Source organism: Kitasatospora setae KM-6054, assembly GCF_000269985.1.
Classification (GTDB): Bacteria; Actinomycetota; Actinomycetes; order Streptomycetales; family Streptomycetaceae; genus Kitasatospora; species Kitasatospora setae.
On sequence record NC_016109.1, the window covers coordinates 5,384,284 to 5,409,839 of the forward strand.

General features: G+C 75.8%; 16 protein-coding genes. 14 read left to right on the plus strand and 2 right to left on the minus strand.

Going from position 1 to position 25,556, the window contains the following annotated elements:
• The first annotated feature begins 199 nt into the window (after positions 1-199).
• The 5 genes from KSE_RS24060 (at position 200) to moeZ (ending at position 6,549) form a co-directional block, all read left to right on the plus strand.
• Positions 200-1,129, plus strand: coding sequence for an alpha/beta fold hydrolase (locus KSE_RS24060; RefSeq protein WP_014137955.1), 930 nt, complete (start codon positions 200-202; stop codon positions 1,127-1,129).
• 316 nt (positions 1,130-1,445) lie between these two features.
• Positions 1,446-3,086: a DUF3492 domain-containing protein gene (locus KSE_RS24065; RefSeq protein ID WP_014137956.1), complete on the plus strand. Its 1,641-nt coding sequence runs from the start codon at positions 1,446-1,448 to the stop codon at positions 3,084-3,086.
• Complete coding sequence (locus KSE_RS24070; RefSeq protein WP_051738437.1) at positions 3,083-4,144, plus strand: hypothetical protein; 1,062 nt, start codon at positions 3,083-3,085, stop codon at positions 4,142-4,144. The genes KSE_RS24065 and KSE_RS24070 overlap by 4 nt, the downstream gene beginning before the upstream one ends.
• A 121-nt stretch (positions 4,145-4,265) precedes the next feature.
• Positions 4,266-5,210 (plus strand): NAD-dependent epimerase/dehydratase family protein, encoded by a 945-nt coding sequence (locus KSE_RS24075; protein ID WP_014137958.1) that lies wholly within the window; start codon positions 4,266-4,268, stop codon positions 5,208-5,210.
• A gap of 160 nt (positions 5,211-5,370) precedes the next feature.
• Entirely contained in the window at positions 5,371-6,549 is a 1,179-nt protein-coding gene (gene moeZ / locus KSE_RS24080) for an adenylyltransferase/sulfurtransferase MoeZ (RefSeq protein WP_014137959.1), read from the plus strand.
• A gap of 94 nt (positions 6,550-6,643) precedes the next feature.
• Here moeZ and KSE_RS24085 read toward each other — a convergent pair whose 3' ends face one another.
• On the minus strand, positions 6,644-9,337 hold the full coding sequence (locus tag KSE_RS24085; protein WP_081539594.1) for a lysylphosphatidylglycerol synthase transmembrane domain-containing protein: 2,694 nt from the start codon (positions 9,335-9,337) through the stop codon (positions 6,644-6,646).
• 142 nt (positions 9,338-9,479) lie between these two features.
• Between KSE_RS24085 and KSE_RS24090 the strand changes: the two genes are divergently transcribed.
• From KSE_RS24090 to KSE_RS24105, 4 genes are all read left to right on the plus strand, one after another.
• The gene (locus tag KSE_RS24090; protein ID WP_014137961.1) at positions 9,480-9,827 is read left to right on the plus strand and encodes an MGMT family protein; all 348 of its coding nucleotides are present in this window, start codon (positions 9,480-9,482) and stop codon (positions 9,825-9,827) included.
• A 109-nt stretch (positions 9,828-9,936) separates the two neighbouring features.
• Complete coding sequence (locus tag KSE_RS24095) at positions 9,937-13,209, plus strand: ATP-dependent helicase (RefSeq protein ID WP_014137962.1); 3,273 nt, start codon at positions 9,937-9,939, stop codon at positions 13,207-13,209.
• The gene (locus KSE_RS24100) at positions 13,196-16,417 is read left to right on the plus strand and encodes an ATP-dependent DNA helicase (protein ID WP_014137963.1); all 3,222 of its coding nucleotides are present in this window, start codon (positions 13,196-13,198) and stop codon (positions 16,415-16,417) included. The genes KSE_RS24095 and KSE_RS24100 overlap by 14 nt, the downstream gene beginning before the upstream one ends.
• Positions 16,418-16,615: 198 nt before the next feature.
• Entirely contained in the window at positions 16,616-17,812 is a 1,197-nt protein-coding gene (locus tag KSE_RS24105) for a PP2C family protein-serine/threonine phosphatase (protein WP_014137964.1), read from the plus strand.
• Between the two features lie 9 nt (positions 17,813-17,821).
• Here KSE_RS24105 and KSE_RS24110 read toward each other — a convergent pair whose 3' ends face one another.
• Positions 17,822-18,730, minus strand: coding sequence for an endonuclease/exonuclease/phosphatase family protein (locus KSE_RS24110; protein ID WP_014137965.1), 909 nt, complete (start codon positions 18,728-18,730; stop codon positions 17,822-17,824).
• Positions 18,731-18,822: 92 nt separating this feature from the next.
• Between KSE_RS24110 and KSE_RS24115 the strand changes: the two genes are divergently transcribed.
• The 5 genes from KSE_RS24115 to nudC all read left to right on the plus strand — a co-directional run bounded on the left by KSE_RS24115 (position 18,823) and on the right by nudC (position 25,538).
• Complete coding sequence (locus tag KSE_RS24115; RefSeq protein ID WP_014137966.1) at positions 18,823-19,437, plus strand: PadR family transcriptional regulator; 615 nt, start codon at positions 18,823-18,825, stop codon at positions 19,435-19,437.
• A 17-nt stretch (positions 19,438-19,454) separates the two neighbouring features.
• Entirely contained in the window at positions 19,455-20,219 is a 765-nt protein-coding gene (locus KSE_RS24120) for an ABC transporter ATP-binding protein (RefSeq protein WP_014137967.1), read from the plus strand.
• On the plus strand, positions 20,216-23,041 hold the full coding sequence (locus tag KSE_RS24125) for an FtsX-like permease family protein (protein WP_014137968.1): 2,826 nt from the start codon (positions 20,216-20,218) through the stop codon (positions 23,039-23,041). The genes KSE_RS24120 and KSE_RS24125 overlap by 4 nt, the downstream gene beginning before the upstream one ends.
• A 123-nt stretch (positions 23,042-23,164) precedes the next feature.
• A complete protein-coding gene (locus tag KSE_RS24130) occupies positions 23,165-24,562 on the plus strand; it encodes a dipeptidase (protein WP_014137969.1) in 1,398 nt (465 codons plus the stop codon).
• Positions 24,563-24,596: 34 nt separating this feature from the next.
• Positions 24,597-25,538 (plus strand): NAD(+) diphosphatase, encoded by a 942-nt coding sequence (gene nudC, locus KSE_RS24135; RefSeq protein WP_014137970.1) that lies wholly within the window; start codon positions 24,597-24,599, stop codon positions 25,536-25,538.
• Positions 25,539-25,556: the final 18 nt, after the last annotated feature.

Sequence of the window (25,556 nt, forward strand, 5' to 3'; positions counted from 1 at the left end):
TGTCAGGGTGATTGATTCTACTTTTCGGTAACCCTCGCGCGCGCGGGTGAAGCCGAGTAAAGCGCACAACCACCCTTGTCGGGACCCCACAATACGGCTCGGGCCTGGCCTGTCCACAGGTCGAGACGGGCTCGTGACGGGGGCAGTACGGCCCCGTGACCGGCGGTGTCGGACCCTCCCGTCATTACGATCGTGCTCCATGAGCGCAGCCCCGCACCCCCTCGCCGCCCTGGAGCCGCACCGCACCGTCGAGGTGCCCGGAGCGGCGCTGGCCGTCAGCCGCCACTCCGCCCCCCGGACCGACCTGCCGCCCGCACTGTTCGTGCACGGACTCGGCGGATCCGCCGACAACTGGCTGGAGCTGCTCGACCTGCTGGCCGGCGACGTCGACGGCGAGGCCGTCGACCTGCCCGGCTTCGGGCACTCCGCGCCGCCGCTGGACGGCAACCTGTCGGTCTCCGGGCACGTCCGGGCGGTCATCGGGTACCTGGAGGAGAGCGGCCGCGGACCGGTCCACCTGTTCGGCAACTCGCTCGGCGGCGCGGTCGCCGTCCGGCTCGCCGCGCTCCGCCCCGACCTGGTGCGCAGCCTCACCCTGATCTCCCCGGCGCTGCCCGAGCTGCCCCCGCAGCGCACCGCCTGGTCCACCGGGCTGCTGGCCGTCCCCGGCGTCGCCGAGCTGATCCGCCGCCGCGGCCCCGCCGCCGACCCGGAGACCGCCACCGCCGACCTGCTGCGGCTGGTCTACGCCGACCCGGCCGGCATCCCGGCCCACCGCCGGGCCCGCGCGGTCGCCGAGTACCGCCGCCGCTCCGCGCTCCCGTACGCCCTCGGGGTGCTGGCCGGGTCCGCGCGCGGGATCGTCACCGCCTACACCGAGCGCGGCGAGCAGGCGCTCTGGCGGCAGGCCGAGCAGGTCGCCGCGCCGGTGCTGCTGGTCTACGGGCTCAAGGACAAGCTGGTCTCCTACCGCTCCGCCCGGCGGGCCTGCGCCGCGTTCCGGGACGCCCGGCTGCTGGTGCTGCCGGACTCCGGGCACGTGGCGATGCTGGAGCACCCCGGGCCGGTCGCCCGCGCGGTCCGCGAACTGCTCGCCGAGGCCGAGGCCGAGGCCGAGCGGGCGGGCTGACGGGCTGACGGGCTGACGGGCGGGCCGGGGAGCGGGGCGCACGCGGGGCGCGCGCGGCGCGAAGGCCGAAAACGGAGCGGGGACGCCCGAGGTCACGGGCGTTCACTCGATGGTGTGGCAAGCCGGGCCGGGCCCCTAGGGGGATCGGCCCGGAGCTCTACCTTCGTGTTGTCGGACCGAACAGGTGTGGGGGGCGAGACGGCGAGGACGGCGGACGCGGGGAGCGGACGCCGGCCCGACGGCCGTCGAGCACGGACGCACTCCCCTGTGTCGTAGGGCCGTGAACCCAGTCGAAACGCTCTGCTCTGGAGGCGTCGTGCGCATCGCTCTGCTCACCGAGGGCACCCTCACCAACGCGCAGCGTGGCGAAGGGGGCTGGTGCGGCCGCCTGGTCGACGGCCTGCCCGAGCACGAGTTCCGGCTCTACCGGCTGCTGCCCGCCGACCGCCCCGCCCCGCCCACCGGCGTCCGCGGCCTGCACGGCGTCCACGAACTGCCGATGTGGGGCCGCCGCCCCGGCGGGCGCGGCCCGACCGCGCTGCGCCGCCGGGCCTACGCCAAGGCGTACGGGGAACTCGTCCGCGCGCTGGTGATGCCCGGCGAGCGGGCCGGGTTCGGGCCCGCGCTGTACCGGCTGGCCGCGCTCGGGCGGGAGGACGACGCGCTGCCCGCGTTCCTCGGCTCCGGCCACGCCCACCGGGTGCTGGAGCGGGCCTGGCGGATGCCCGGCGCCGACACCGCCGGCGGCCAGCCGCTGGTCTGCGACGTGCTGGTCGCCGCCGACCTGCTGGAGCAGTGCCTGCGGCCGCTCTCCGCGCCCTGGTACGGCACCGGCCCGGCCGGGCTCGGCGGCGCCGACCTGTGCCACGTGGTCGGCGGTGGCCCCGCCGCGCTGCCCGCGCTGGTCGCCCGCGAGCTGCACGGCGTGCCGTTCGTCGTCACCGAGCACGGCCTGCACCTGCGCGAGCAGTACCGCGGCTACCGCAGCGCCCCGTACCGCTGGCCGGTGCGCGCCCTGCTGCTGTCGTTCTTCCGGCAGCTCACCGAGGAGACCTACCGGAAGGCCGGCGTGCTCACCCCCGGCAGCGAGTACGACCGGCAGTGGCAGCAGCGCTGCGGCGGCGACGCCGACCGCACCCGGATCGTCCACGAGGGCACCCCCGCCACCGGGCGGCCCGCCGCCGGCAAGGAGCCGGTCGCGCCCACCCTGGTCTGGGCCGGCGCGCTGGAGCCCGGCCGCGACCCCGAACTGATGCTGCACGCCTTCGCCCGGGTCCGGGCCGAACTGCCCGGCGCCAGACTCCGGATGTACGGCGAGGAGGGCGCGCCCGGCTACCGCGCGCACTGCGCGGCGATCGCCGAACGGCTCGGCGTCGCCGACGGCGTCGAGTTCGCCGGACGGCCGGAGAGCTCCGCCGCGGCCTGGGAGTCCGGCAGCGCCGTGGTGTTCAGCGCGCTCGCCCAGCGCAGCCCCCGCCTGCTCGCCGACGCCATGCTCAGCGGACGGGCCGTGATCTCCACCGAGGTCGGCGTCGCCCGCGAGGTGCTCGGCCCCACCGGCCTGCTGGTGCCCCCGCGCAGCCCGCGCGCCCTCGCCGCCGCCTGCCTCGCCCTGCTCACCGACCACGAGCGCCGCTCCCGGCTCGGCCTGGCTGGGCGGCTCCGGGCGCAGGAACGCTTCGCCGTGGAACCCGTGGTCGGCGCCTTCCGCGAGATCTACCTCGAACTGGTCTCCCGCTACCCCGCCTTCCCGGCCCGCCCCGGCGCCCGGGCCACCCCGTTCGCCCGGCCCGCCGAGTACTGGGTCGCCGGGCCGGGCGGCGGATCGGTCGGTGGGGCGGTCGGCGGAACGGCCGGGGGAGCGGTCGGCGAGCCCGCGGCGGAGGCGGCCGGGCAGGGCGCGGCCGACCGGCCGGTGCGGGCGGCGGCCGGGCCCGCGCTCGCGGAGGCGCTGTGAGCGGCGGCGCTGGGTCGGCCGGCGGGACGGCCGGCGGTGGGACGGCCGATCCGGTGCGCGAACTGCTGGACGCCAACCGGGAGTTGTGCGAACACGCGATCGACCCGCTGGAGATCGCCGCCGCGCTGGAGGACTCCGGCCTGGCCACCGACGGCGCCGCCCGCTACCGGCACGCCGACGTCTTCGGCCTCGCCGAGGAGCTGTACGCCCGCGTGCCGCGCCGCCCGCCCACCCGCGAACCGCAGCCGCCCGCCGACCCCCCGCGCACCCTGCCGCTCGCCGCGCTCCGCGGCGCCGCCGCCCACCTGCTGCCGCTGCTGCCCGCCGTCGCCATCGGCGGACTGCCCGGCGGGACCGCCGCCGTCCTGCTCGGCGCGGGCGCCGCCCTGCTCACCACCCGCACCGACGGCGGGACCCCGGCCGAGCTGCCGACCACACCCGACACGGACGGCTGGGGACCGGCCGAACCCGACTCCGGGTCCGACTCCGGTGCCGGGCCGGTCTCCCGCCCGCCGCGCGGCGGTCGGCCGTGGGCCGCGCTCGGCCGGGGCGCCGGCACCGGCGCGCTGCTGGCGCTGCTCGCCGCCGCCGCACCCGGCGCGGCCGCGGCCGCCGCGCTCGGCGGGGCGGGCGCGGGCTGGGCGGCGGCCTGGCTGCGCCGGTTCGGTCAGCGGCAGGGCGCGGCCGCCACGCTGGGGGAGTTCCGCTCCCGGCTGCGGCCCGCGCTGCCGCTGGCCGTGCTGGCACAGCTGGCGCTGCTCGCCGCGCTCGGCTGCGCCGTCACCGACGGACTGCCCGCCACCGGCTGGGCCGCGCTGCTGCTGCTCGGCGTCCTGCCGCTGCTGGCCGACGCCGTCCGCGACGCGGGCCGCCCGGGCGCCGCCGCGGTCGCCCTGCTCGCCGCGGCCACCGGCGCCACCGCCCTGGCCCTCCCGGCTCCCGCGCACTGGCTCGGCGCCTCCCCCACCGGGGGCCTCTCGGCGGCCGCGCTCGGCCCGGCCCTGCTGCTGGCCGGCTGCGCGTGGCCGCCGTCGACCCGGCCGGGGGCGTACCGGTGAGGGCGCTGCCGGCCCGGGCCGGAGCGCCGTCCCGGCCGTCGTGGGCCGGTGTGGGCCGGTGTGTCGATCAGATCTTGTTCCGCCCGGCTGGTGCCGGGCCTGAGGGAAGGACGCGGACCCGATGAGGGTGCTACTGCTGGGGGCCGACGGGTTCATCGGCCGGCGGGTGGCCGACCGGCTGCTGGCGGAGGGGGGGTTCCAGGTGACCGTGCTGGGGCGGGGCGATTCCGCCGACATCCGGTTCGACCTGGCCGCGGGGAGTCCGGGGGCGCTGGCGCGGTTCCTGGACGCGGTGGCCGCGCAGGTGGTGGTCAACTGCGCGGGGGCCACGTACGGGACGTCGCGGACGCTGATCCGGTCGAACACGCTCGCGGTGGCGACGGTCTGCGAGGCGATCCGGCGCAGTCGGGAGCCCGCGCGGCTGGTGCACGTGGGTTCGGCGGCCGAGTACGGCCCGGCGCAGCCCGGCGGGCCGATCCCGGAGGGCGCGGAGCCGCGCCCGGTGGGCCCGTACGGGGTGTCGAAGCTGGCCGGGACGGAGCTGGTGCTGAACTCGGGGCTGGACGCGCTGGTGCTGCGGGTGTTCGACGTGGTCGGGCCGGGGGCGCCGACGGCGTCGCTGTTCGGGCGGCTGGCGGAGGGCCTGCGGCGGGCGCTGGAGCAGGACGAGCACCAGGTGCGGATGCCGGACCTGTCCGGCTACCGGGACTTCGTGGACGTCCGGGACGTGGCGCGGGCGATCCAGGCGGCGGCGGTCTCGGCCGCCACCGGGGTGATCAACATCGGCTCCGGCCACGCCGTCCGGGCCCGGGACGCGGCGCACCTGCTGGTGCGGGCGTCCGGCTTCGAGGGCACCGTCGCCGAGGACGCCCGGCAGGTGGTGCTGCCCGCGCAGCAGGCCGGTGCGGAGGGGGCGCGGGCGGTGGAGGCGCGGACGGTGGTCGAGCCGGTGCAGTGGCGGCAGGCCGACGTGCGGACCGCGCGGGACCGTCTCGGATGGCGGACGCAGGTGCCGCTGGAGGAGTCGCTCGGTGACGTCTGGCTGGAGACGGCCTGTCGGGTGTGATCCGGAACGGCCGGTTCCGACCGGGGGGTTGGCCCGGGGCTCCGAGGTCTCGGCATCCGGTGGCGGACATCTCACCCACTGGACCTGCTGTCTTGGAATACCCCGGGCACGTGACACTGTTGGCGTAGTCGAACAGAACCTGACGACCATCGGAGTCCCCGTGTCGCTGCCACCCCTGGTCGAGCCCGCCGCCGAGCTCACCGTCGAAGAGGTCCGCCGGTACTCCCGCCACCTGATCATCCCCGACGTGGGCATGGACGGGCAGAAGCGGCTGAAGAACGCCAAGGTGCTGTGCGTCGGCGCCGGCGGCCTCGGGTCCCCGGCCCTGATGTACCTGGCCGCCGCGGGCGTCGGCACGCTCGGCATCATCGAGTTCGACACGGTCGACGAGTCGAACCTGCAGCGCCAGATCATCCACGGCCAGTCCGACATCGGCCGGTCCAAGGCCCAGTCGGCGCACGACTCGGTCAAGGAGATCAACCCGCTGGTCGAGGTGATCCTGCACGAGGAGCGCCTGGACAACGACAACGTGATGGAGATCTTCTCCGGCTACGACCTGATCGTCGACGGCACCGACAACTTCGCCACCCGGTACCTGGTGAACGACGCCGCGGTGCTGCTCGGCAAGCCGTACGTCTGGGGTTCGATCTACCGCTTCGACGGCCAGGCCAGCGTGTTCTGGGCCGAGCACGGCCCCTGCTACCGCTGCCTCTACCCGGAGGCCCCGCCGCCGGGCATGGTCCCGTCCTGCGCCGAGGGCGGCGTGCTGGGCGTGCTGTGCGCCTCGATCGGCTCGATCCAGGTCACCGAGGCGATCAAGCTGCTGGCCGGCGTCGGCGAGCCGCTGGTCGGCCGACTGATGATCTACGACGCCCTGGAGATGCAGTACCGCTCGGTGAAGGTCCGCAAGGACCCGAACTGCGCCCTCTGCGGCGAGAACCCGACCGTCACCGAGCTGATCGACTACGAGTCGTTCTGCGGCGTCGTCTCGGAGGAGGCCAGCGCGGCCGCCGTCGGCTCCACGATCACCTCCAAGCAGCTCAAGGAGTGGATCGACAACGGCGAGGCGATCGACATCATCGACGTCCGCGAGGTCAACGAGTACGAGATCGTCTCGATCCCGGGCGCCCGGCTGGTCCCGAAGAACGAGTTCCTGATGGGCAACGCCCTCCAGGACCTGCCGCAGGACAAGCGCATCGTGCTGCACTGCAAGACCGGCGTGCGCTCCGCCGAGGTCCTCGCGGTCCTCAAGTCCGCGGGCTTCGCGGACGCGGTGCACCTGGGCGGCGGCGTGATCGGCTGGGTCAACCAGATCGAGCCGGAGAAGCCCGTCTACTGAGCGACGCGACGGCACCACCGGGACCGCCCGGCCGGGGAGTGGGAGAACTCCCCGGCCGGGCGGTCCCGTGCGTGCGGCCACCGGCCGGGAGCGGTCAGAGCGCGCCCCTGCGCTGGAGGAGGTTGTAGGCGATCCAGCCCGGGACCACCGGCAGCCAGAAGGTCAGCAGCCGGTAGAGGAAGACCGCCGGGGTGGCGGCGGTGGCCGGGACGCCGGCCACCGTCAGGGCGGTGATCAGGGCGATCTCGACCGGGCCGATGCCGCCGGGGGTGGGGATCGCGGAGCCCGCCGCGTTGGCGGTGAGGAAGACCACGGCGACCGCCGCGTAGGTCACGTTGGCGCCGCCGCCGCCGAACGCGTGCACCGAGGCGTCCAGGCAGGCGGTGAAGGACAGCGTCAGCAGGATGATGCCGCCGAAGCCGGTGACCAGCTTGCGGGGCGTCTGCATCAGGTCGAGCATCCGCGGGATCACGCCGAACAGCAGCGAGCGGACCCGGGTCACCACGAAGCGCCGCAGCGGGGCGACCGCGGCGACCACCAGGGCCAGCACGGCGGCGCTCAGCACGCCGATGATGACGGCCCGGGAGGCGCCGAGGTCGCCGTTGGTCTGCGAGCCGGTGATCAGGCCGAAGGCGAACAGCAGCAGCAGGTGGCCGCCGAGGCCGGCCAGCTGCGAGGCGCCGACCGAGGCGACCGCCTGGACCGGGCGGATGCCGGCCTTCTGCAGGTAGCGGGTGTTCAGCGCGATGCCGCCGACCGCCGCCGGGGCGACCAGCTTCACGAAGGAGCCGGCCAGCTGGGCGGCGACCGTGCGCCAGAACGGCAGCTTCTCCGGGACGAAGCCGGTCAGGCTCATCGCGGCGGCCACGTACGAGCAGGCCGAGGCGGTCAGCGCGAGCGAGGCCCAGGCCCAGTTCATCTGGGAGACCTTGAACTGGTCCGGCCGGATCGTGGTGAGCGCCAGGTAGGCGGCGAAGGCGAGCGCCACCACCATGATCAGGGTCTTGGGCTTGAGGCGCTCCAGCTTGGCGGGGGCCATCGGGGCCTCCGGGGCGATCTGCAGGATCTGCGCCCGGATCCGGGAGAGCAGGTCCTCGCCGGCCCGGGCGATGTCCTCCTCGGCCTGCTGCTGGGTGCGCTCGCCGGCCGCGACCTGCTTCAGGGCGAGGGCCTGCGCGGCGGTCTTCCGCTCCTTGGTCATCCGCTGCAGGTCGCCGCGGGTCTGCCGGCTCAGGCCGACCGGCTGGAGCAGCGGCAGCGCCTCGGCGGTCCGGGTCGGGCCGAGGACGGTGGTGGCGGCGGCCACCGCGCGCTCCGGGCCGACCCGCAGGGCGAAGGTGGTGAGCAGCTGGGCGACGTCGATCCGCAGGGTCAGGTCGCCGGCCGCGATGTCGCCGCCGGAGAGGTTGACCAGGCAGCCGGTGCGCTCGTCGACCACCAGCAGCGACTCGCCGGTGAGCCGGCGGTGCGCGATCCGGCGCTCGTGCAGGGTGGCGACGGAGTCCCAGAACGAGGCCATCACCGCGTCGGTGACCTCCGCGTCGGCCAGCTCGTCCAGCGTCCGCCCGGCGACGTTCTCGTAGACCAGGATCGCGGCGTCCGGGCCCAGCTCGGAGGTGGCGACCAGCTGCGGCGCGCGGGCCCCGGAGGCGGCCGCCGCGTACGCGATCAGCGCCTCCTGTTCGAGCGCCTGGCGCAGCGACTGCGGGCTGCGCCGGACGGCCACCGAGCGCAGCCGCACCCGGCGCCAGGCGCGGTAGAAGAAGCCGGACGCCTGCTGCTCGCGGTCGATGATGTGGACGTCGAGCAGCGGGCCGGTCTGCTGGGTGACCAGGTAGCGGCGGGTGCCGCCGGGCGCGGGCGGGGCCAGGTGCGCGGCGGACGGCGCGAAGCCGACCTTGCGCAGGCCGATCATCAGGTGCTGCCCGGTCGGGCGGATGTTCGGCGAGCCGATCGCGTACAGCGTGCCGTACGCCACCGACCAGCCGATCAGGACGGTCAGCACCAGGGAGAGCGGCGTGGTGTTGCCGTTGATCAGCTCGGCCGCGCCGGAGAGGATCACCACCACCCACAGGGCGACCCGCCAGCGCGGCCGGCTCGACATGCCGACCGCCGTCATGTAGGCGATCACCGGCGCCAGGTAGCCGTGCACCGGATCGGTCAGCGTCTCGCCGCCGCCCGGCGGGAACTGGGTCAGCGCGTTGCGGATCTCCTCCGGCGCGCTGGCCGCCACCCACCAGTCGACGCCCAGCGAGACGCCGTACGCCAGCACCGAGGCGAGCACGCCGTCGGCGACCCGCAGCCCGTCGCGCTTGATCAGCCGCTCGACGGCGAACGCCAGCGGCACGGTCAGCACCGCGATCGACGAGACCAGCGCGGAGATCTTGGAGAGCACGCCGGGGATCCGGTCGGCGTTGACCGTGATGTCCTTCTCGATGCCGGTGGTGGTGGAGACCGCCACCTGCGCCAGCACGAACACCAGGATGATCAGGAACAGCCCGCCGAGGAACTTCAGCAGGTCGGACGGGCGGTGCGCGCGCGGGGCGAGCAGCGGCTCGTCGACGGCCAGGTACTCGCCGGCCGGCTCCTCGACCGGCGGGCCGCCCTCCGGCGGCCGGTCCGGCGGGGTCGTCCCCCCGTCCGGCGGCGGCTGTGCGGCCACCGTGTCCTCCCCCGTGTGCCGCTCCTCCCGCGCCCGGTGGCGCAGGTCGACCGGGCGCGGACCCGAACCGTCGGTGGCGGGCTGCTCGGAGCCCTCGTCCACGTTCAATTCGGCCGTCCCGGTCATCTGGTCTTCGTCCTCGTGTGTCGCGCTGCCCCGAAGATGCTGCCATGCCCGCCGTCCGGGCGCGGTCCAGGGGCGGCATCCCGCGCGCCGGGTCGCCCGCACGGGGTGCGGGAAATCGACCGGATGGGGAAGAATGCACCGGATGACCGAGCCCGCGGACGCCCCCGAGATCCCGCCGTACGCCGAAGCCGTGCTGGACCTCGCCGAACGCATCCCGCCCGGCCGGGTGATGACCTACGGGGACGTCGCCGAGTACCTGGGCCGCGGCGGCCCCCGGCAGGTCGGCCGGGTGATGGCACTGTACGGGGCGCCGGTGCCCTGGTGGCGGGTGATCCGCGCGGACGGGCGGCCGCTGCCCGGCCACGAGCACCGCGCGCTGCCCGAGTACCGGGCCGAGGGCACCCCGCTGCGCACCGTCGGCGGCGAACCCCGGGTCGACCTGCGGGCCGCCCGCTGGGACGGGACGCCCGCACCGGGCGGACCGGGCTGACCGGGGGATGTGCGCGTGAGGGGTCTGTGGGTGCAGGATCGTAGGCTCGTCGCGGCGAGCCGTTCCCCCCTCGGCCCGCCGCTGAACCGCCGTACGACCCTGGACCGCAGTGACCTCACCGTTCCGCCTGGTGCGCAGCCCCCTCGCGCAGCCCGACCCGCCCGTGCTGGACGACTTCCAGCGGGCGGTCGTCGAGCACGCCTCGGGGCCGCTGCTGGTGCTCGCGGGCCCCGGCACCGGCAAGACCACCACGCTGGTCGAGGCGGTCGCCCGGCGGGTCGCCGACGGCACCGCGCCCGAGCGCGTCCTGGTGCTGACCTTCAGCCGCAAGGCCGCGATGGAGCTGCGCGACCGGATGACCGCCCGGATCGGCGCCACCGCCCCGCAGGCCACCACCTTCCACTCGTTCTGCTACGCCCTGCTCCGCGCCCACCAGGCCCCCGAGGAGTACGCCGAGCCGCTGCGGCTGCTCTCCGGCCCCGAGCAGGACGTGATGGTCCGCGAACTGCTCGCCGGCGGCGCCGAGGACGCCAAGGCGGGCGTCGGCACCATCGGCTGGCCGCTCGACCTGCGGGCCTGCCTGACCACCCGCGGCTTCGCCGACGAGGTGCGCGCCGTGCTCGCCCGCAGCCGCGAGCTCGGCCTCGGCGAGCGGGAACTGGAGCGCTTCGCCGCGGGCGTGGACCGCCCCGACTGGGCCGCCGCCGCGCACTTCCTGGCCGAGTACCTGGACGTGCTCGACCTGCGCGGCGTCCTCGACTACGCCGAGCTGGTGCACCGCGCCGTGCTGCTGGCCGAGCGGCCCGACGTCTCGGCCCGGCTGCGCGAGCGCTACGACGTGGTCTTCGTCGACGAGTACCAGGACACCGACCCGGCCCAGGTCCGGCTGCTGCGCCGGCTCGCCGGGGACGGGCGCGACCTGGTCGCGGTCGGCGACCCCGACCAGTCGATCTACGCCTTCCGCGGCGCCGACGTGAACGGCATCCTGGAGTTCCCCGACGCCTTCCGGCACGCCGACGGCCGCCCCGCCGAGGTCAAGGTGCTGCGGGTCTCCCGGCGCTCCGGCGCGGTGCTGCTGGCCGCCACCCGCGAGCTGGCCCGCCGGATGCCGATGGGCCGGCTGCCCGCCGACAAGCTCGCCGCGCACCGCGCCCTGCTCCCCTCCCGGGAGGGCGGCGCCGTCGAGGTGTACACCTACCCGACGCCCGGCGCCGAACTCGACTCGGTCGCCGACCTGCTGCGCCGCGCCCACCTGGAGGACGGCGTCCCCTGGGGCGAGATGGCCGTGCTGGTCCGGGCCGGCTCCCGGACCATACCGGCGGTGCGGCGCGCGCTGGCCGCCGCCGGCGTCCCGCTGGAGATCGACGGCGACGACCTGCCGCTGCGCGAGGAGAGCGCCGTCGTCCCGCTGCTGCTCGCCCTGCGGGTCTGCGCCGAGGGCCCCGGCGCGCTCACCGCCGACCTCGCGCACACCCTGCTCACCGGCCCGCTCGCCGCCCTGGACGGCTCCGACCTGCGCCGCCTCGGCCGCACCCTGCGCGAGGAGGAGCGCCGCGCGCTGGCCGCCGACGGCGCCCCCGGCGTGGTCCGCCCCGCCGAGGAGCTGATCCGCGAGGCCCTCGACCACCCCGAGCTGCTCGCCCTGCTGGACACCCCCTACGCCCGCCGCGCCCACGAACTCGGCACGCTGCTGCGCAAGGTCCGCGAACTGCTGGCCGGCGGCGCGAGCGCCGAGGACGCGCTCTGGGAGCTCTGGGACGGCTCCCGGCGCTGGCGCGAACGCCTGGAGCGGGCCGCCCTGCGCGGCGGCCCCGCCGGGCGCAACGCCGACCGCGACCTCGACGCGCTGTGCGCCCTGTTCGAGACCGCCGCCCGCGCCGAGGAGCGGGTCACCGGCCACCGCGGCGCGCTCGACCTGCTCGCCGAGGTCGAGGCCCAGGACATCGCCGCCGACACCCTGCACGTGCGCGCCGTCCGCCCCGACGCCGTCCGGCTGATGACCGCGCACCGCTCCAAGGGCCTGGAGTGGCGGCTGGTCGTCGTCGCCGGCGTCCAGGAGGGCCTCTGGCCCGACCTGCGCCGCCGCGGCTCGCTGCTGGAGGCCGACCGGATCGGCCGCGACGGCCTCGCCGAACCGCTCACCCCGGCCGCGCTGCTCGCCGAGGAGCGCCGGCTGTTCTACGTCGCCGCGACCCGGGCCAAGGACCGGCTGGTCGTCACCGCCGTCAAGGCGCCCGCCGAGGACGGCGACGAACCCTCCCGGTTCCTGCGCGAGCTCTACCGGGAGACCCTCGACCCGCGCACCGGCCGGGTGCTGGAGCGCACCCCCCGGGTCAAGGTCGCCGACGTCACCGCCCGGCCGCGCCGCCCGCTCTCGGTGCCCGCGCTGGTCGCCGAACTGCGCGCCGTCACCGTCGACCCGGACCGCTCCCCGCAGCTGCGCCGGGCCGCCGCCGAACGCCTCGCCACCCTGGCCGCCGCCACCGACGAGGACGGCCGCCCGCTCGTCCCCGCCGCCCACCCCGACCAGTGGTGGGGCCTGGACGACCCGACCGCCGCCCCGCACCCGCTGCGCGAGCCCGACCAGCCCGTCCGGCTCTCCGGCAGCGGCCTGGAGCAGCTGGAGACCTGCACCCTGCAGTGGTTCCTGGAGAAGGACGTCAAGGCCGGCACCACCGCCTCCGCCGCCCAGGGCTTCGGCAACGTGGTGCACGCCCTCGCCGACGAGGTCGGCTCCGGCCGCACCCCCGCCGACCTGGCCGTCCTGATGGAACGGCTGGACACCGTCTGGGACGCCCTCGCCTTCGACGCGCCCTGGAAGTCCACCCAGGAGAAGGGCGAGGCCCGGGCCGCCCTGGAGCGCTTCCTGCGCTGGCACGTGCTGGAGCGCGAACGCGCCACCGTCGCCACCGAGCACGGCTTCGACCTGACCCTGGACGTCGGCGGCGTCGCCGTCCGGATCCGCGGCTCGATGGACCGGGTCGAGGCCGACGCGGCCGGCCGGGCCTACGTCGTCGACTTCAAGACCGGCAAGCACGTCCCGACCGACAAGTCGCTCCCCGAGCACCGCCAACTCGCCGTCTACCAGCTGGCGGTGGGCAACGGCGCGCTCGACGGCCTGCCCGGCTTCGAGCACGGCGCGGTACCCGGCGGCGCCGAGCTCGTGCAGCTGCGCACCCCGGACAAGAAGGACCCGGAGGCGCCCAAGGTGCAGCGGCAGCTGCCCGAGGAGAGCACCCCCTGGATCGAGGACCTGCTGGTGCAGACCGCCGGCAAGGTGCTCGCCGAGCGGTTCACCCCCACCGCGGGCGAGGGCTGCGGGCGCTGCGCCTTCCGCGGCAGCTGCTCCGCGCAGCGGGACGGCCGGCATGTCGTCGACTGAGCCGCTGCGGCACCCGGAGCAGCTCCGCGACCTGCTCGGCATCCCGTTCAACGACGAGCAGGTGGCGGCGATCGGCGCGCCGATGGCCCCCGGCGTGATCGTGGCCGGCGCGGGCTCCGGCAAGACCACCGTGATGGCCGCCCGGGTGGTCTGGCTGGTCGGCTCCGGCGCGGTCCGCCCCGAGCAGGTGCTCGGCCTGACCTTCACCAACAAGGCGGCCGGCGAACTCGCCGAACGCGTCCGGGCCGCCCTGCTGCGGGCCGGCGTCCGCGCCGAGGACGAGGACGCCCTCGGCGACCCGCAGATCTCCACCTACCACGCCTTCGCCGGCACCCTGCTCAAGGAGCACGGCCTGCGGCTGGGCATCGAACCCGACGTCCGGCTGCTGGCCGACGCCACCCGCTTCCAGCTCGCCGCCCGCGTCCTGCGCCAGGCCCGCGGCCCGTTCCCGGCGCTCACCGGCACCTTCTCCGCGCTGGTCGCCGAACTCGTCGCGCTGGACTCCGAACTCGCCGAGCACCTGGTCGAGCCGGCCCGGCTGCGGGAGCACGACGAGGAACTACTGGACCAGCTGGCCGGCGTCAAACTGACCAACGACGACCTGCGGGCCGTCCCGAAGGCCGCCCGCGGCCGGCAGGAACTGCTCCGGCTGGTCGAGGACTACCGGGCCCGCAAGCAGAAGCTCGGCCTGCTCGACTTCGGCGACCAGATCGCCGCCTCCGCCCGGCTCGCCCAGCAGCGCCCCGAGGTCGGCCGGCTGCTGCGCGAGCAGTACCGGGTGGTGCTGCTGGACGAGTACCAGGACACCTCGGTCGCCCAACGCCTCATGCTGGCGGGCCTGTTCGGCGGCGAGTCGGGCGCCGGGCACCCGGTCACCGCGGTCGGCGACCCCTGCCAGGCGATCTACGGCTGGCGCGGCGCCTCGGTCGCCAACCTGGACGACTTCCCCCGGCACTTCCCGCTCGCCGACGGCGGCCCGGCGCACCGCTTCGCGCTCAGCGAGAACCGCCGCAGCGGCGGCCGGCTGCTCGACCTCGCCAACCGGCTGGCCACCCCGCTGCGCGCCATGCACGAGGGCGTCGAGGCGCTGCGGCCCGCCCCCGGCGCCGAGCGGGACGGCTCCGCCCGGGTCGCGCTGCTGCCCACCCACGCCGCCGAGATCGACTGGCTGGCCGACTCGATCGCCCACCTGGTGCGCACCGGCACCGCGCCCGGCCGGATCGCCGTGCTCTGTCGGGCCGGCGGCTCCTTCCCCGACATCCACGCCGCGCTGGTCGAACGGAAGGTCCCGGTCGAGGTGGTCGGCCTCGGCGGACTGCTGCAACTCCCGGAGGTGGCCGACCTGGTGGCGGTCTGCGAGGTCCTCCAGGACCCGACCGCGAACGCCGCCCTGGTCCGGCTGCTGATCGGCCCGCGCTGGCGCACCGGCCCGCGCGACCTGGCGCTGCTCGGCCGCCGCGCCGCCGAACTCGTCCGCACCGCCCGCCCCGGCGAGCAGGACGCGCTGAGCGCCGCCGTCGCCGAGACCGACCCCACCGAGGTGGTCTCGCTGGCCGACGCGCTGGAGACCTTCGTCGACGCCGAGCAGCCCGACGACCTGCCGTTCTCGCCGGAGGCCCGGGTGCGGTTCGCCCGGTTCGCCCGGGAGATCCGCGAACTGCGCCGGGCGCTCGCCGAACCGCTGATGGACGTCCTGCACCGGGTGCTCACCGCCACCGGCCTGGAGGTCGAACTCTCCGCCTCCCCGCTGGCGCTGGCCGCCCGCCGGCGCGAGACCCTGCACTCCTTCCTGGACATCGCCGCCTCCTTCGCCGACCTGGACGGCGACCCCGGCCTGGCCGCCTTCCTCGGCTTCCTGCGCGCCGCCCAGGAGTACGAGCGCGGCCTGGACGCGGGCCTGCCCGGCGGCGAGGACACCGTCAAGGTGCTCACCGCGCACAAGTCCAAGGGCCTGGAGTGGGACGTGGTCGCCGTCCCCGGCCTGGTCAAGGGGGCGTTCCCGTCCAAGAAGGGCCGCGACAGCTGGACCTCCACCCGCAAGGTGCTGCCGCACGCCCTGCGCGGCGACGCCGCCACCCTGCCCGCCGACCCGGCCTGGGACGCCAAGGGCCTCGGCCGGTTCAAGCAGGAGATGACCGAGCACGCCGGGGTCGAGGAACTGCGGCTCGGCTACGTCGCGTTCACCCGGCCGCGCACGCTGCTGCTGGCCTCCGGGCACTGGTGGGGGCCGACCCAGAAGACCCGGCGCGGGCCGTCGGACTTCCTGACCGCGCTGCGCGAGCACTGCGAGCGACCGGGCAACGGCGAGATCGAGCACTGGGCCGAGCCGCCCGGCAAGGACGAGAAGAACCCCGCGCTGGACGTCTCGGTGGAGACCCCCTGGCCGCTGCCGCTCGACCCGGACGCGCAGCGCGCCCGCCGCCGGGTCGCCCAGGTGGTCCGGCACCGGCTGGCCGGCGCGCCCGCGCCGGAGGGCGAGCCGATGGCCGTCGAGGACCAGCGGCTGCTGGCCTCCTGGGACCGCGACCTGACCGCGCTGCTCGGCGAGTTGGAGCGCTCCCGGCGCACCACCCGGGACGTCGAGCTGCCCGCCTCGCTCTCCGCCACCCAGCTGATGCGGCTGGCCGCCGACCCGGACGGCTTCGCCCGCGACCTGGCCCGCCCGATGCCCCGCCCGCCCGCGCCCGCCGCCCGCCGCGGCACCCGCTTCCACGCCTGGGTGCAGTCCCGCTACGACCAGCCGCTGCTGCTCGGCCCCGAGGCGCTGCCCGGCCTGGACGAGGAGGAGATCGAGGACGAGCGCGACCTGGAGCGCCTCAAGGACGCCTTCCTGCGCGGCCCGTACGCCCGCCGCACCCCGTACGCGGTCGAGGCGCCGTTCCAACTGGTGCTGGCCGGCCGGGTGGTGCGCGGCCGGATCGACGCGGTCTACCGGGCCGCCGAGGGCGGGGCGGGCGGGGCGGGGGGTGCGGGCGGGGCCGGCGCGGGGGCGCCGCGCTACGAGGTGGTCGACTGGAAGACCGGCCGCGAGGACTCCGGCGACCCGCTCCAACTGGCCGTCTACCGGCTGGCCTGGGCCGAGCAGGCGGGCGTCGCGGTGGAGGAGGTGGCCGCCTCGTTCTGCTACGTGCGCTCCGGGCGGGTCGAAACCCCGTCAGGACTTCCTGGCCGAAAAGAGTTGAGCGATCTTCTGATCGGGAATAGGTAGAAAAGAGTCACTCAGAGCATCCAACCCGTCACGAGATCACGCGAAACCTGTGCGCCCTGCACGTTTCGTGCCTATTGTGGGGTCGGTAACCGGTCATCCCTCGTACTCCGGCCGCCGTCAGGGCTCCCGACCCCCTGACCTTCCGTCAGACCCGCAGGTGCCGAGCAGCACCCGCACCTTCCGCTGGAGAGACCGACGTTGAGCGCGACCGGATGGATCAGGGACGTCCTCCACGGCCCCACCCCAGGCCCGGTACCCGGCACCGTCACCGGCACCTGGCCCAAGACCTCGCACGCGCTGCCGCTGGTCGGCATGCTGCTGATCCTCTCGCTCGACCTGCTGACCGGCACCCAGGTCAGCGTCGAGCCCGCCCTGACCGCCGTCCCCGCCCTCGCCGCCGTCGTCTCCCGGCGGACGTGGTACCCGCTGCTGATCGGCGCCCTCGCCGAGGTCTGCGCGTTCGGCATGGCCTGGTACCACGGGATCCTGGGCCAGTCCGTGCACGCCGCCACCGTCGCCGCGATCGTCCTGATCGCCGGCATCGGCCACCTCTCCGCCACCCTGCGGATCCGGCAGGAACGCGCCCTGGCCGAGGCCCAGTTGGTCGCCGAGATCGCCCGCCGGGTGCTGCTCCGCCCCGTCCCCGAGCGGGTCGGCCCGGTCCGGGCCGCCGTCCGCTACGCCGCGGCCGCGGCCGACGCCGCGATCGGCGGCGACCTGTACGAGGTCGTCAACACCCGGTACGGCGTGCGCGCCGTGATGGGCGACGTCCGCGGCAAGGGCCTCGCCGCGGTCGAGACCGCCGCCGCCGTGCTCGGCGCGTTCCGCGAGGCCGCGCACCAGGAGGCCGCCCTGGACCGGGTGGCCGGCTGGCTCGCGGTCAGCCTCGACCGGGCCCTGCACGAGAACGAACACCCCGGCGTCGACGAGGAGTTCGTCACCCTGGTGCTGGTCTGCGTCCGGGCCGACGGCGTCCTGGAGATCGCCAACTGCGGCCACCCCGCGCCCGTCCTGCTCCGCGGCGAGGACCCGCCCCGGCTGCTCGCCGCCGACGAGACCGTCCCCCCGCTCGGCGTCCTCGACCCGGTCGACGTCCGCCCCCCGCTCCAACTGGTCGCCGCCGAGCCCGGCGACCGGATCCTGCTCTACACCGACGGCGTGATCGAGGCCCGCGACCACGGCGGCGCGTTCTACCCGCTCACCGACCGGCTGCCGCTGCTCGCCGACGACGGCCCAGGCGACATCCTGCAGCGCCTGCACGACGACGTGGTCCGGCACGTCGGCCACAAGCTCGGCGACGACGCGGCGATGCTGCTGCTCCAGTTCGACCCGGTCGCGCTGCCCGCCCAGGCCGCCTACTCGGCGGCCCGCGGGGTGACCGACGCCGGCTGCTGAGGTGCCGGCTCAGACCTCGATGTCGACCACCAGCGGGCGGTGGTCGGAGACCGGCGTGCGCGGCGCGGCGACCGAGCCGACCGTGCTGCGCGGGACGCCGATGCCCAGGATGTGGTCGAACTGCACGGTCGGGCGGTGCGAGGGGTAGGTGGGCGTGCGGGCCAGGTCGTACCAGCCCTGGAGCCGGGTCCGCCGGGCGGTGCGGACCCGCTCGCGCCGCGCGGTGCGCTGGATCGCGTGCGCCGAGCCGAGCACGGTGCGCGGCACGGCGCCGATCAGGTTGAAGTCGCCCAGCACCAGGTAGGGCTGCGGCAGGTCGGCGATCCAGCGCCGGATCGCGGCGAGCTGCCCGACGTTCCAGCCCGGCACGAAGGACAGGTGCGCGGCCACCACGGTGAACTCCCCGCCCGGCCCGGCCAGCACCGCCGCGAGCGCCGCCCGCGGCTCGTCCGGGACGGGCGTCAGGCCGCGCCGCCCGGCGACCCGCAGCGGGAGGCCGAACGGCGCGGGCGCGAACCGGCGGGCCCGCCAGTGCAGCACCGGCAGCCGGGTGAGCAGCGCGGTCCCGTACGAGGGCCGGGAGTCGTCGGCGAGGTCGCCCGGCCCGTAGACGGCCAGGCCCGGCCGGGCCGGGTCGGCGAGCCAGCCCGCGCCGGGCGCCGGGGTGCCGTGCAGGGCGGCGGCGAAGCGCCAGTCGGCGGCGCCCATCGCCTTGGCGGCGACGGCCGCCTGGTCGGTGCGGCCGGAGCGCTCCTGGTACCGGTCGACCTCCTGGAGGGCGAGCACGTCGGCGTCCAGCGAGGCGACCGCGTCGGCCAGCGGGGCGCCCGGCTCGGCCGGGAAGGGCGCGGGGCTGCCGTCGGGGGCGAGCGGCTGGCCGTGCAGCAGGTTGTACGTGGCGATCCGCAGAGTGGTCACGCCGACGACCGTACCGGGCCGACGTGAACGGGCCGACGTGAACGGGGAGGCGGCTTGAGCGGCGGGTGCCATACCCGGTATACATACTCGGTATGTCGATCCGTCACGGCCTGCTCGCCCTGCTCGACCAGGGCCCGCGCTACGGCTACCAGCTCAGAACCGAGTTCGAGGCCCGCACCGGCGCCACCTGGCCGCTGAACGTCGGCCAGGTCTACACCACGCTCGGCCGCCTGGAGCGGGACGGGCTGGTGGAGTCGGCCGGCGAGGACGACGAGGGCCACCAGTTCTACGCCGCCACCGACGAGGGACGCTCCGAACTGCGCCGCTGGTTCGAGACCCCGGTGCCGCGCACCAACCCGCCGCGCGACGAACTCGCGATCAAGCTCGCGATGGCGGTCACCATCCCCGGCGTCGACGTCGCCTCGGTGGTGCACGGCCAGCGCCGGCACAGCATGCAGGCCCTCCAGGACTACACCCGGCTCAAGGGCCGGGCGCTGGCCGCCGACGACGGCTCCGGCAAGGACCTGGCCTGGCTGCTGGTGCTGGAACAGCTGATCTTCCAGACCGAGGCGGAGATCCGCTGGCTGGACCACTGCGAGTCCCGGCTCGCCCAGCACGCCGAGCGCGCCACCGCCGCCCCGACCGAACCCGCCGCCGCGCCGCCCGCCCGACGCGCCGCCAAGAGCCGCGACCGCGGCCGCCTCTGAAACCCCCTGGGGGAGCGATGACCGAACAACTCAAGCCGGCCGAGCCCGTCCTGCACCTCGACCAGGTCAGCCGGACGCACGGCCAGGGCGCGGCCGAGGTGCACGCGCTGCGCGCCGTCGACCTGCGGGTCTACCCCGGCGAACTGGTCGCCGTGATGGGGCCCTCCGGCTCCGGCAAGTCGACCCTGCTGACCCTGGCGGGCGGCCTGGACAGCCCGACCGGCGGCCGGGTCGTCGTCGAGGGCACCGTCCTGGGCGAGCTGGACCGCAAGAAGCTGGCCGCCGTCCGCCGCCGCTCGGTGGGCTACGTCTTCCAGGACTACAACCTGATACCCGGCCTCACCGCCGCCGAGAACATCGCGCTGCCCCGCGAGCTCGACGGCGTCTCCGCCCGCGCCGCCCGCCGCGAGGCGCTCACCGCGCTGGAGGAGCTGAACATCGCCGAGCTCGCCGACCGCTTCCCCGACGACATGTCCGGCGGCCAGCAGCAGCGCGTCGCGATCGCCCGCGCGCTGATCGGCGACCGCCGCCTGGTGCTCGCCGACGAGCCCACCGGCGCCCTCGACTCCACCACCGGCGAGTCCGTGCTCGCCGTGCTGCGCGCCCGCTGCGACGCCGGCGCCGCCGCCATGATGGTCACCCACGAGGCCCGGCACGCCGCCTGGGCGGACCGGGTGGTCTTCCTGCGCGACGGCCTGCTGGTCGACGAGACCGCCCGGCAGGACGCCGGCAGCCTGCTGCTCGCCGCCGCCACCAACGCCCGCAAGGACGGCGACCGGTGAAGCTGACCGCCTGGCGCGCCGCCCTGCGGATCGCCCGCCGCGACGCGCTGCGCGCCAAGGGCCGCAGCGCCCTCGTCCTGGCGATGATCGCCCTCCCGGTGCTCGGCGTGGCCGGCGTCGACGTGGTCACCCGCAGCGCCCAGCTCGAACCGGACGAGAAGGCCACCCGGGTGATGGGCACCGCCCAGGCCCTGGTCACCCTGGAGAGCCGCGGCAGCACGATCCTGCAGAGCCCCGACGCCGAGGACTACAGCTCCCGCACGCCCGAGAAGGGACAGCGGCCGAACGCCGCCCAGCAGCGCAGCACCGACACCGACCCGACCGCGCTGCTCACCGAACTGCTGCCCGGCGCCGTCCTCGTCCCGGCCGACAACTACACCAGCACCACGACCACCACCAGGGAAGGCCGGATGTCGGTCGGCCTGGACGAGGTCGACCTGACCGACCCGGTCTGGCAGGGCAAGCTGAACCTGGTCGACGGCACCGCCCCGGCCCGGCCCGACGAGATCGCCGCCACCCGGAACTTCCTGGACCGCTCCGGCCTGCGGATCGGCGACCGCACCGCGCTGCACGGCCTGGACGGCAAGCCGTACACCATCACCGCCGTCGCCGAGGACCCGCAGCACCTGGACCGCACCCTGCTGTACGGCCTCCCCGGCGCCGTCCTCGAACCGCTGGCGAAGGCCGACCCGAAGGGCGTCGAGGCCGGACGGATCCGGGACCGCTCCAGCTGGCTGGTCAAGCTGCCGGCCGGTGCGCAACTGCCCTGGTCGAAGGTGCTGGAGCTGAACGAGTACGGCTTCTCGGCGGCCTCCCGGGCCGTCATGCTGGACCCGCCGCCCCGCGCCGAGGTGCCCTACTACGCCGAGGCGTCGCAGAACTCGACCAGCGTCAACAAGAGCGCGCTGGCCGCCGCCGCCGTGGTGGTCGGCATGGCGCTGCTGGAGATCGTGCTGCTGGCCGGCCCGGCGTTCGCGGTCGGCGCCCGCCGCTCGCGCCGCCAGCTCGGCCTGCTCGCGGCCGGCGGCGGCGACCGCTCGCACGTCCGGGCCGTGGTGCTGGCCGGCGGCGCGGTGCTCGGCACCGCCGGCGCGCTGCTCGGCCTGGCCGGCGGCATCGGCCTGGTCGCGCTGCTGCGGCCGCGCGCCGAGCAGTACGGCGGACAGCGCTTCGGCCACTTCGACCTGCAGCCGCTCGACCTGCTCGCGATCGCCCTGCTCGGCCTGGTCACCGGCCTGCTCGCGGCCGTCGTCCCCGCCGTCCAGGCCTCCCGGCAGGACGTCGTGGAGGCGCTCACCGGCCGCGGCGGCAGCAAGCCCGCCAACCGGCTGCTCGCCGTGCTCGGCGCGGTCATGGTGGCCGGCGGCTCCGCGCTGGCGCTGTTCTGCGCCGCCACCAACACCTCCGTCGTCCTGGGCCTGCTCGGCGGCTCGGTGGTCGCCGAGATCGGCATGCTGCTCTGCACCCCGGTGCTGATCGGCCTGTTCGGCCGGCTCGGCCGCCACCTGCCGCTCAGCCCCCGGCTCGCGCTGCGCGACTCGGTGCGCCACCGCGGCCGCACCGCGCCCGCCGTGGCCGCCGTGATGGCCGCCGTGGCCGGCGCCGTCGCGGTCGGCATCTACACCGACAGCGACATCGAGCAGCAGCGCCAGCAGTACCAGCCCCGGCTGCCGGCCAACGCCGTCGCGCTGCTGCAGGCCGGCCGGGACGGCGACCCCGGCCGGTTCCCGCTGATGCGCGAGTCGGTCGAGAGCAACCTGCCCGGCCTCGGCGAGCGCGCCGACGTGCTGGACCTCGTCCCGAAGCCCGGGCAGTGCGTCGACGGCTACCTGTGCGGGTACGTCCGGGCCGTGAAGGCGCCGGACAAGCGCTGCCCGGCCGACGACACCGACGACATGGACGAGCGCCGCCGGCTGACGGCCGACCCCCGCTGCCTGGAGGAGCAGCGGCTGCCCGCCTACCCGACCAGCTTCTTCGGCGACACCCTGGTCGGCGACGCCGCCCTGCTGCACAACCTGCTGGAGGTGCGCGACCCCGCCGCCGAGCGGGCGCTGGCCGAGGGCAAGGCCGTGGTGTTCCGCCCCGGCTACCTGGACGGCGGCAAGCTCCACCTGAAGGCCACCGAGCAGCCCACCAAGGAGCAGTTGGACGCCGGGCACTACGACGGCACCTTCCGCGAGGTCACCGTCGACGCGGTCGAGGCGCACGCCGACGTCCCGTTCGCCGTCACCGTGATCAGCCGGCAGGCCGCCGAGCGGGCCGGACTCGGCCTCCGCCCGGCCGGGGCGATGTGGCACCCGGCCGCCGCGATCGCCGACGGCAAGGTCCAGAAGGCCACCGCCGAGCTCAGCAAGCTCGACGACAGCACCTACCTGGACGTCGAGCAGGGCTTCAAGCCGCAGCGCCGGCTGATCACCATCGGCCTGACCGTGTTCGCCGCCCTGGTCGCGCTCGGCGCGGCCGGCATCGCCACCGGCCTGGCCGCCGCCGACTCCCAGCAGGACCTGGCCACGCTGGCCGCGGTCGGCGCGTCCGGCGGCATCCGGCGGCGGCTGTCCGGCTTCCAGTGCGGGGTGATCGCCGCGATGGGCTCGATCCTCGGCCTGCTCTGCGGCGCCGTCCCGGCGGTGTCGCTGCGGCTGCTGGAGGCCCGCAACTCGACGATCTGGATCAACGGCACCATGGTCGGCCACGAGAAGGCGGTCATCGCCGTCCCCTGGCTGGAACTGGCCGCCCTGGTGGTCGGCCTCCCGACCGTGGCGGTGCTGCTGGCCGCGCTGCTCACCCGCTCCCGGATCGGGCTGACCCGCCGGGCCGGCTGAGCCCCGGGGCGGGCGGCCGCGCCCACGGCCGGGGGAGGCCGCGGGCGCGGCCGGGAGTGACCGTGCTCACGGCCGGGGGAGGCCGTGGGCACGCACCCGCCCGGGCGAACTAAAGTCGTCCGTATGACGAAAACGCCGGACAGCGCCGTCCGCTCCTTCATCGACCAGCACGAGGACGCCTTCCTGGCCGACCTCGCCGACTGGCTGCGCATCCCCTCGGTCTCCGCCGACCCGGACCGGGCCGGCGAGGTCCGCCGCTCCGCCGAGTGGCTGGCCGACAAGCTGCGCGCGACCGGGTTCCCGGTCGTCGAGGTGTGGGAGACGGACGGGCTGCCCGCGGTGTTCGCCGAGTGGCCCTCCGGCGACGCGGGCGCCCCGACCGTGCTGGTCTACGGCCACCACGACGTCCAGCCCGCCGCCCGCGAGGACGGCTGGGACACCGACCCGTTCGAGCCGGCCGTGGTCGGCCGCCGGCTGTACGCGCGCGGCGCCGCCGACGACAAGGGCCAGGTCCTCTTCCACACCCTGGGCCTGCGCGCCCACCTCGCCGCCACCGGCCGCACCGCCCCCGCCGTCCACCTCAAGCTGCTGGTCGAGGGCGAGGAGGAGTCCGGCTCGCCGAACTTCGCCGCCCTGGTCCGCCGGGAGGCCGGGCGGCTGGCCGCCGACGCGGTGATCGTCTCCGACACCGGCATGTGGTCCGAGACCACCCCGACCGTCTGCACCGGCATGCGCGGCCTGGCCGACTGCCAGATCGACCTGTACGGCCCGGACAACGACATCCACTCCGGCTCGTTCGGCGGCGCCGTCCCCAACCCGGCCGACGTGGCCGCCGCCCTGGTGGCCGGCCTGCACGACGCCGACCGGCGGGTCGCCGTCCCCGGCTTCTACGACGGCGTGGTCGAACTCACCGCCGAGGAGCGGGCGCTCTTCGCCGAACTGCCCTTCGACGAGGCCCAGTGGCTCCGGGTCGCCAAGTCGTACGGCACCCGGGGCGAGGCCGGCTACACCACCCTGGAGCGGGTCTGGGCCCGGCCGACCGCCGAGGTCAACGGCATCTGGGGCGGCTACACCGGCCCCGGCGGGAAGACCATCGTCCCGGCCGAGGCGCACCTCAAGCTGTCCTTCCGGCTGGTCGCCGGTCAAGAGGTGGAAAAGGTCCGGGAGGCCGTCGCCGCCTGGGTTTCCGCCCAGGTCCCGGAGGGCATCCGGTACGAGATCGTCTTTCCCGGCGCGACCCGCCCCTGCCTGACCCCGCTGGACCACCCGGCGCTCCGGTCCACCGTCCGGGCGATGGAGCGGGCCTTCGAACAGAAGGTCCTGTTCACCCGTGAGGGGGGTTCCGGCCCCGCCGCCGACCTCCAGGACGTGCTGGGGGCGCCGGTGCTGTTCCTCGGCATCTCGGTGCCCTCGGACGGCTGGCACTCGATCAACGAGAAGGTGGAGCTCGACCTGCTGCGCAAGGGCGTCGAGACCTCCGCCTACCTGTGGGGCGACCTCGCGGAGAACTTCCGGCGATGAACCTCCACCACTGGCGTACCGACCGCGAACGGGGATGGACGAGTTGAGCAGCGCACCCGACACCAAGCACCTCGCGTTGGCCCGCGCCGGGGTGGACCGGGCGGCGCACCGCCGGCTGGACGAGCCCTGGCTGGCCGCCGCCTGGAGCCACCCCACCACCCGGGTGCTGCCGATCGCCGGCGGCGAGGCCTTCGTGGTCGACACCCCGGCCGGCAGCGAACTGGTCCTGCTGCCCTCCTTCGAGGCCCCGCAGACCGGCGACCGCTACTTCCTCGGCACCGACGAGGACGGCACCCACTACTTCGCGCTGGACTGCGAGTCGCTGCCCGGCCGGCTCGACGGCGACGCCCGCCCGGCCGGCCTGCGCGAGGTCGGCAGCACCCTCAGCGACCGGGACTCCGGCCTGCTGGTGCACGCCGTCGCCCTGGAGCACTGGCACCGGCTGCACTCCTTCTGCTCCCGCTGCGGCCACCCCACCGAGAAGGCCGGAGCCGGCCACCTGCGCCGCTGCACCTCCTGCGCGGCCGAGCACTACCCGCGCACCGACCCGGCGGTGATCATGCTGATCACCGACGGCGAGGACCGCTGCCTGCTCGGCCGGCAGGCGCTCTGGCCGGAGGGCCGCTGGTCGACGCTGGCCGGGTTCGTCGAGCCCGGCGAGTCGATCGAGCAGACGGTCGTCCGCGAGGTGCTGGAGGAGGCGGGCGTCCGGGTCGGCGAGGTCGAGTACGTGGCCAGCCAGCCCTGGCCGTTCCCGTCCAGCCTGATGCTCGGCTTCATCGGCCGGGCGCACCCCGACGGCACCGGGATCACCGTGGACGGCGAGGAGCTGTCCGAGGCCCGCTGGTTCAGCCGGGAGGAACTGCGGGCCGGGATGGCCGCCGGCGAGATCCTGCCACCGTCCGGCATCTCGATCGCCCGGTACCTGGTCGAGCTCTGGTACGGCGAACCGCTGCCGGCGGCCGCCCGCTGGTGACGGCGGCTCCCCGGCCAC

Excerpts from the sequence above, each read along its gene's own strand:
- KSE_RS24075 (WP_014137958.1), top strand. The coding sequence starts at position 4,266 with ATGAGGGTGCTACTGCTGGGGGCCGACGGGTTCATCGGCCGGCGGGTG.
- KSE_RS24120 (WP_014137967.1), top strand. The coding sequence starts at position 19,455 with ATGACCGAACAACTCAAGCCGGCCGAGCCCGTCCTGCACCTCGACCAG.
- KSE_RS24115 (WP_014137966.1), top strand. The coding sequence starts at position 18,823 with ATGTCGATCCGTCACGGCCTGCTCGCCCTGCTCGACCAGGGCCCGCGC.
- KSE_RS24085 (WP_081539594.1), bottom strand. The coding sequence starts at position 9,337 with ATGACCGGGACGGCCGAATTGAACGTGGACGAGGGCTCCGAGCAGCCC.
- KSE_RS24100 (WP_014137963.1), top strand. The coding sequence starts at position 13,196 with ATGTCGTCGACTGAGCCGCTGCGGCACCCGGAGCAGCTCCGCGACCTG.
- KSE_RS24090 (WP_014137961.1), top strand. The coding sequence starts at position 9,480 with ATGACCGAGCCCGCGGACGCCCCCGAGATCCCGCCGTACGCCGAAGCC.
- KSE_RS24060 (WP_014137955.1), top strand. The coding sequence starts at position 200 with ATGAGCGCAGCCCCGCACCCCCTCGCCGCCCTGGAGCCGCACCGCACC.
- nudC (WP_014137970.1), top strand. The coding sequence starts at position 24,597 with ATGGACGAGTTGAGCAGCGCACCCGACACCAAGCACCTCGCGTTGGCC.
- KSE_RS24130 (WP_014137969.1), top strand. The coding sequence starts at position 23,165 with ATGACGAAAACGCCGGACAGCGCCGTCCGCTCCTTCATCGACCAGCAC.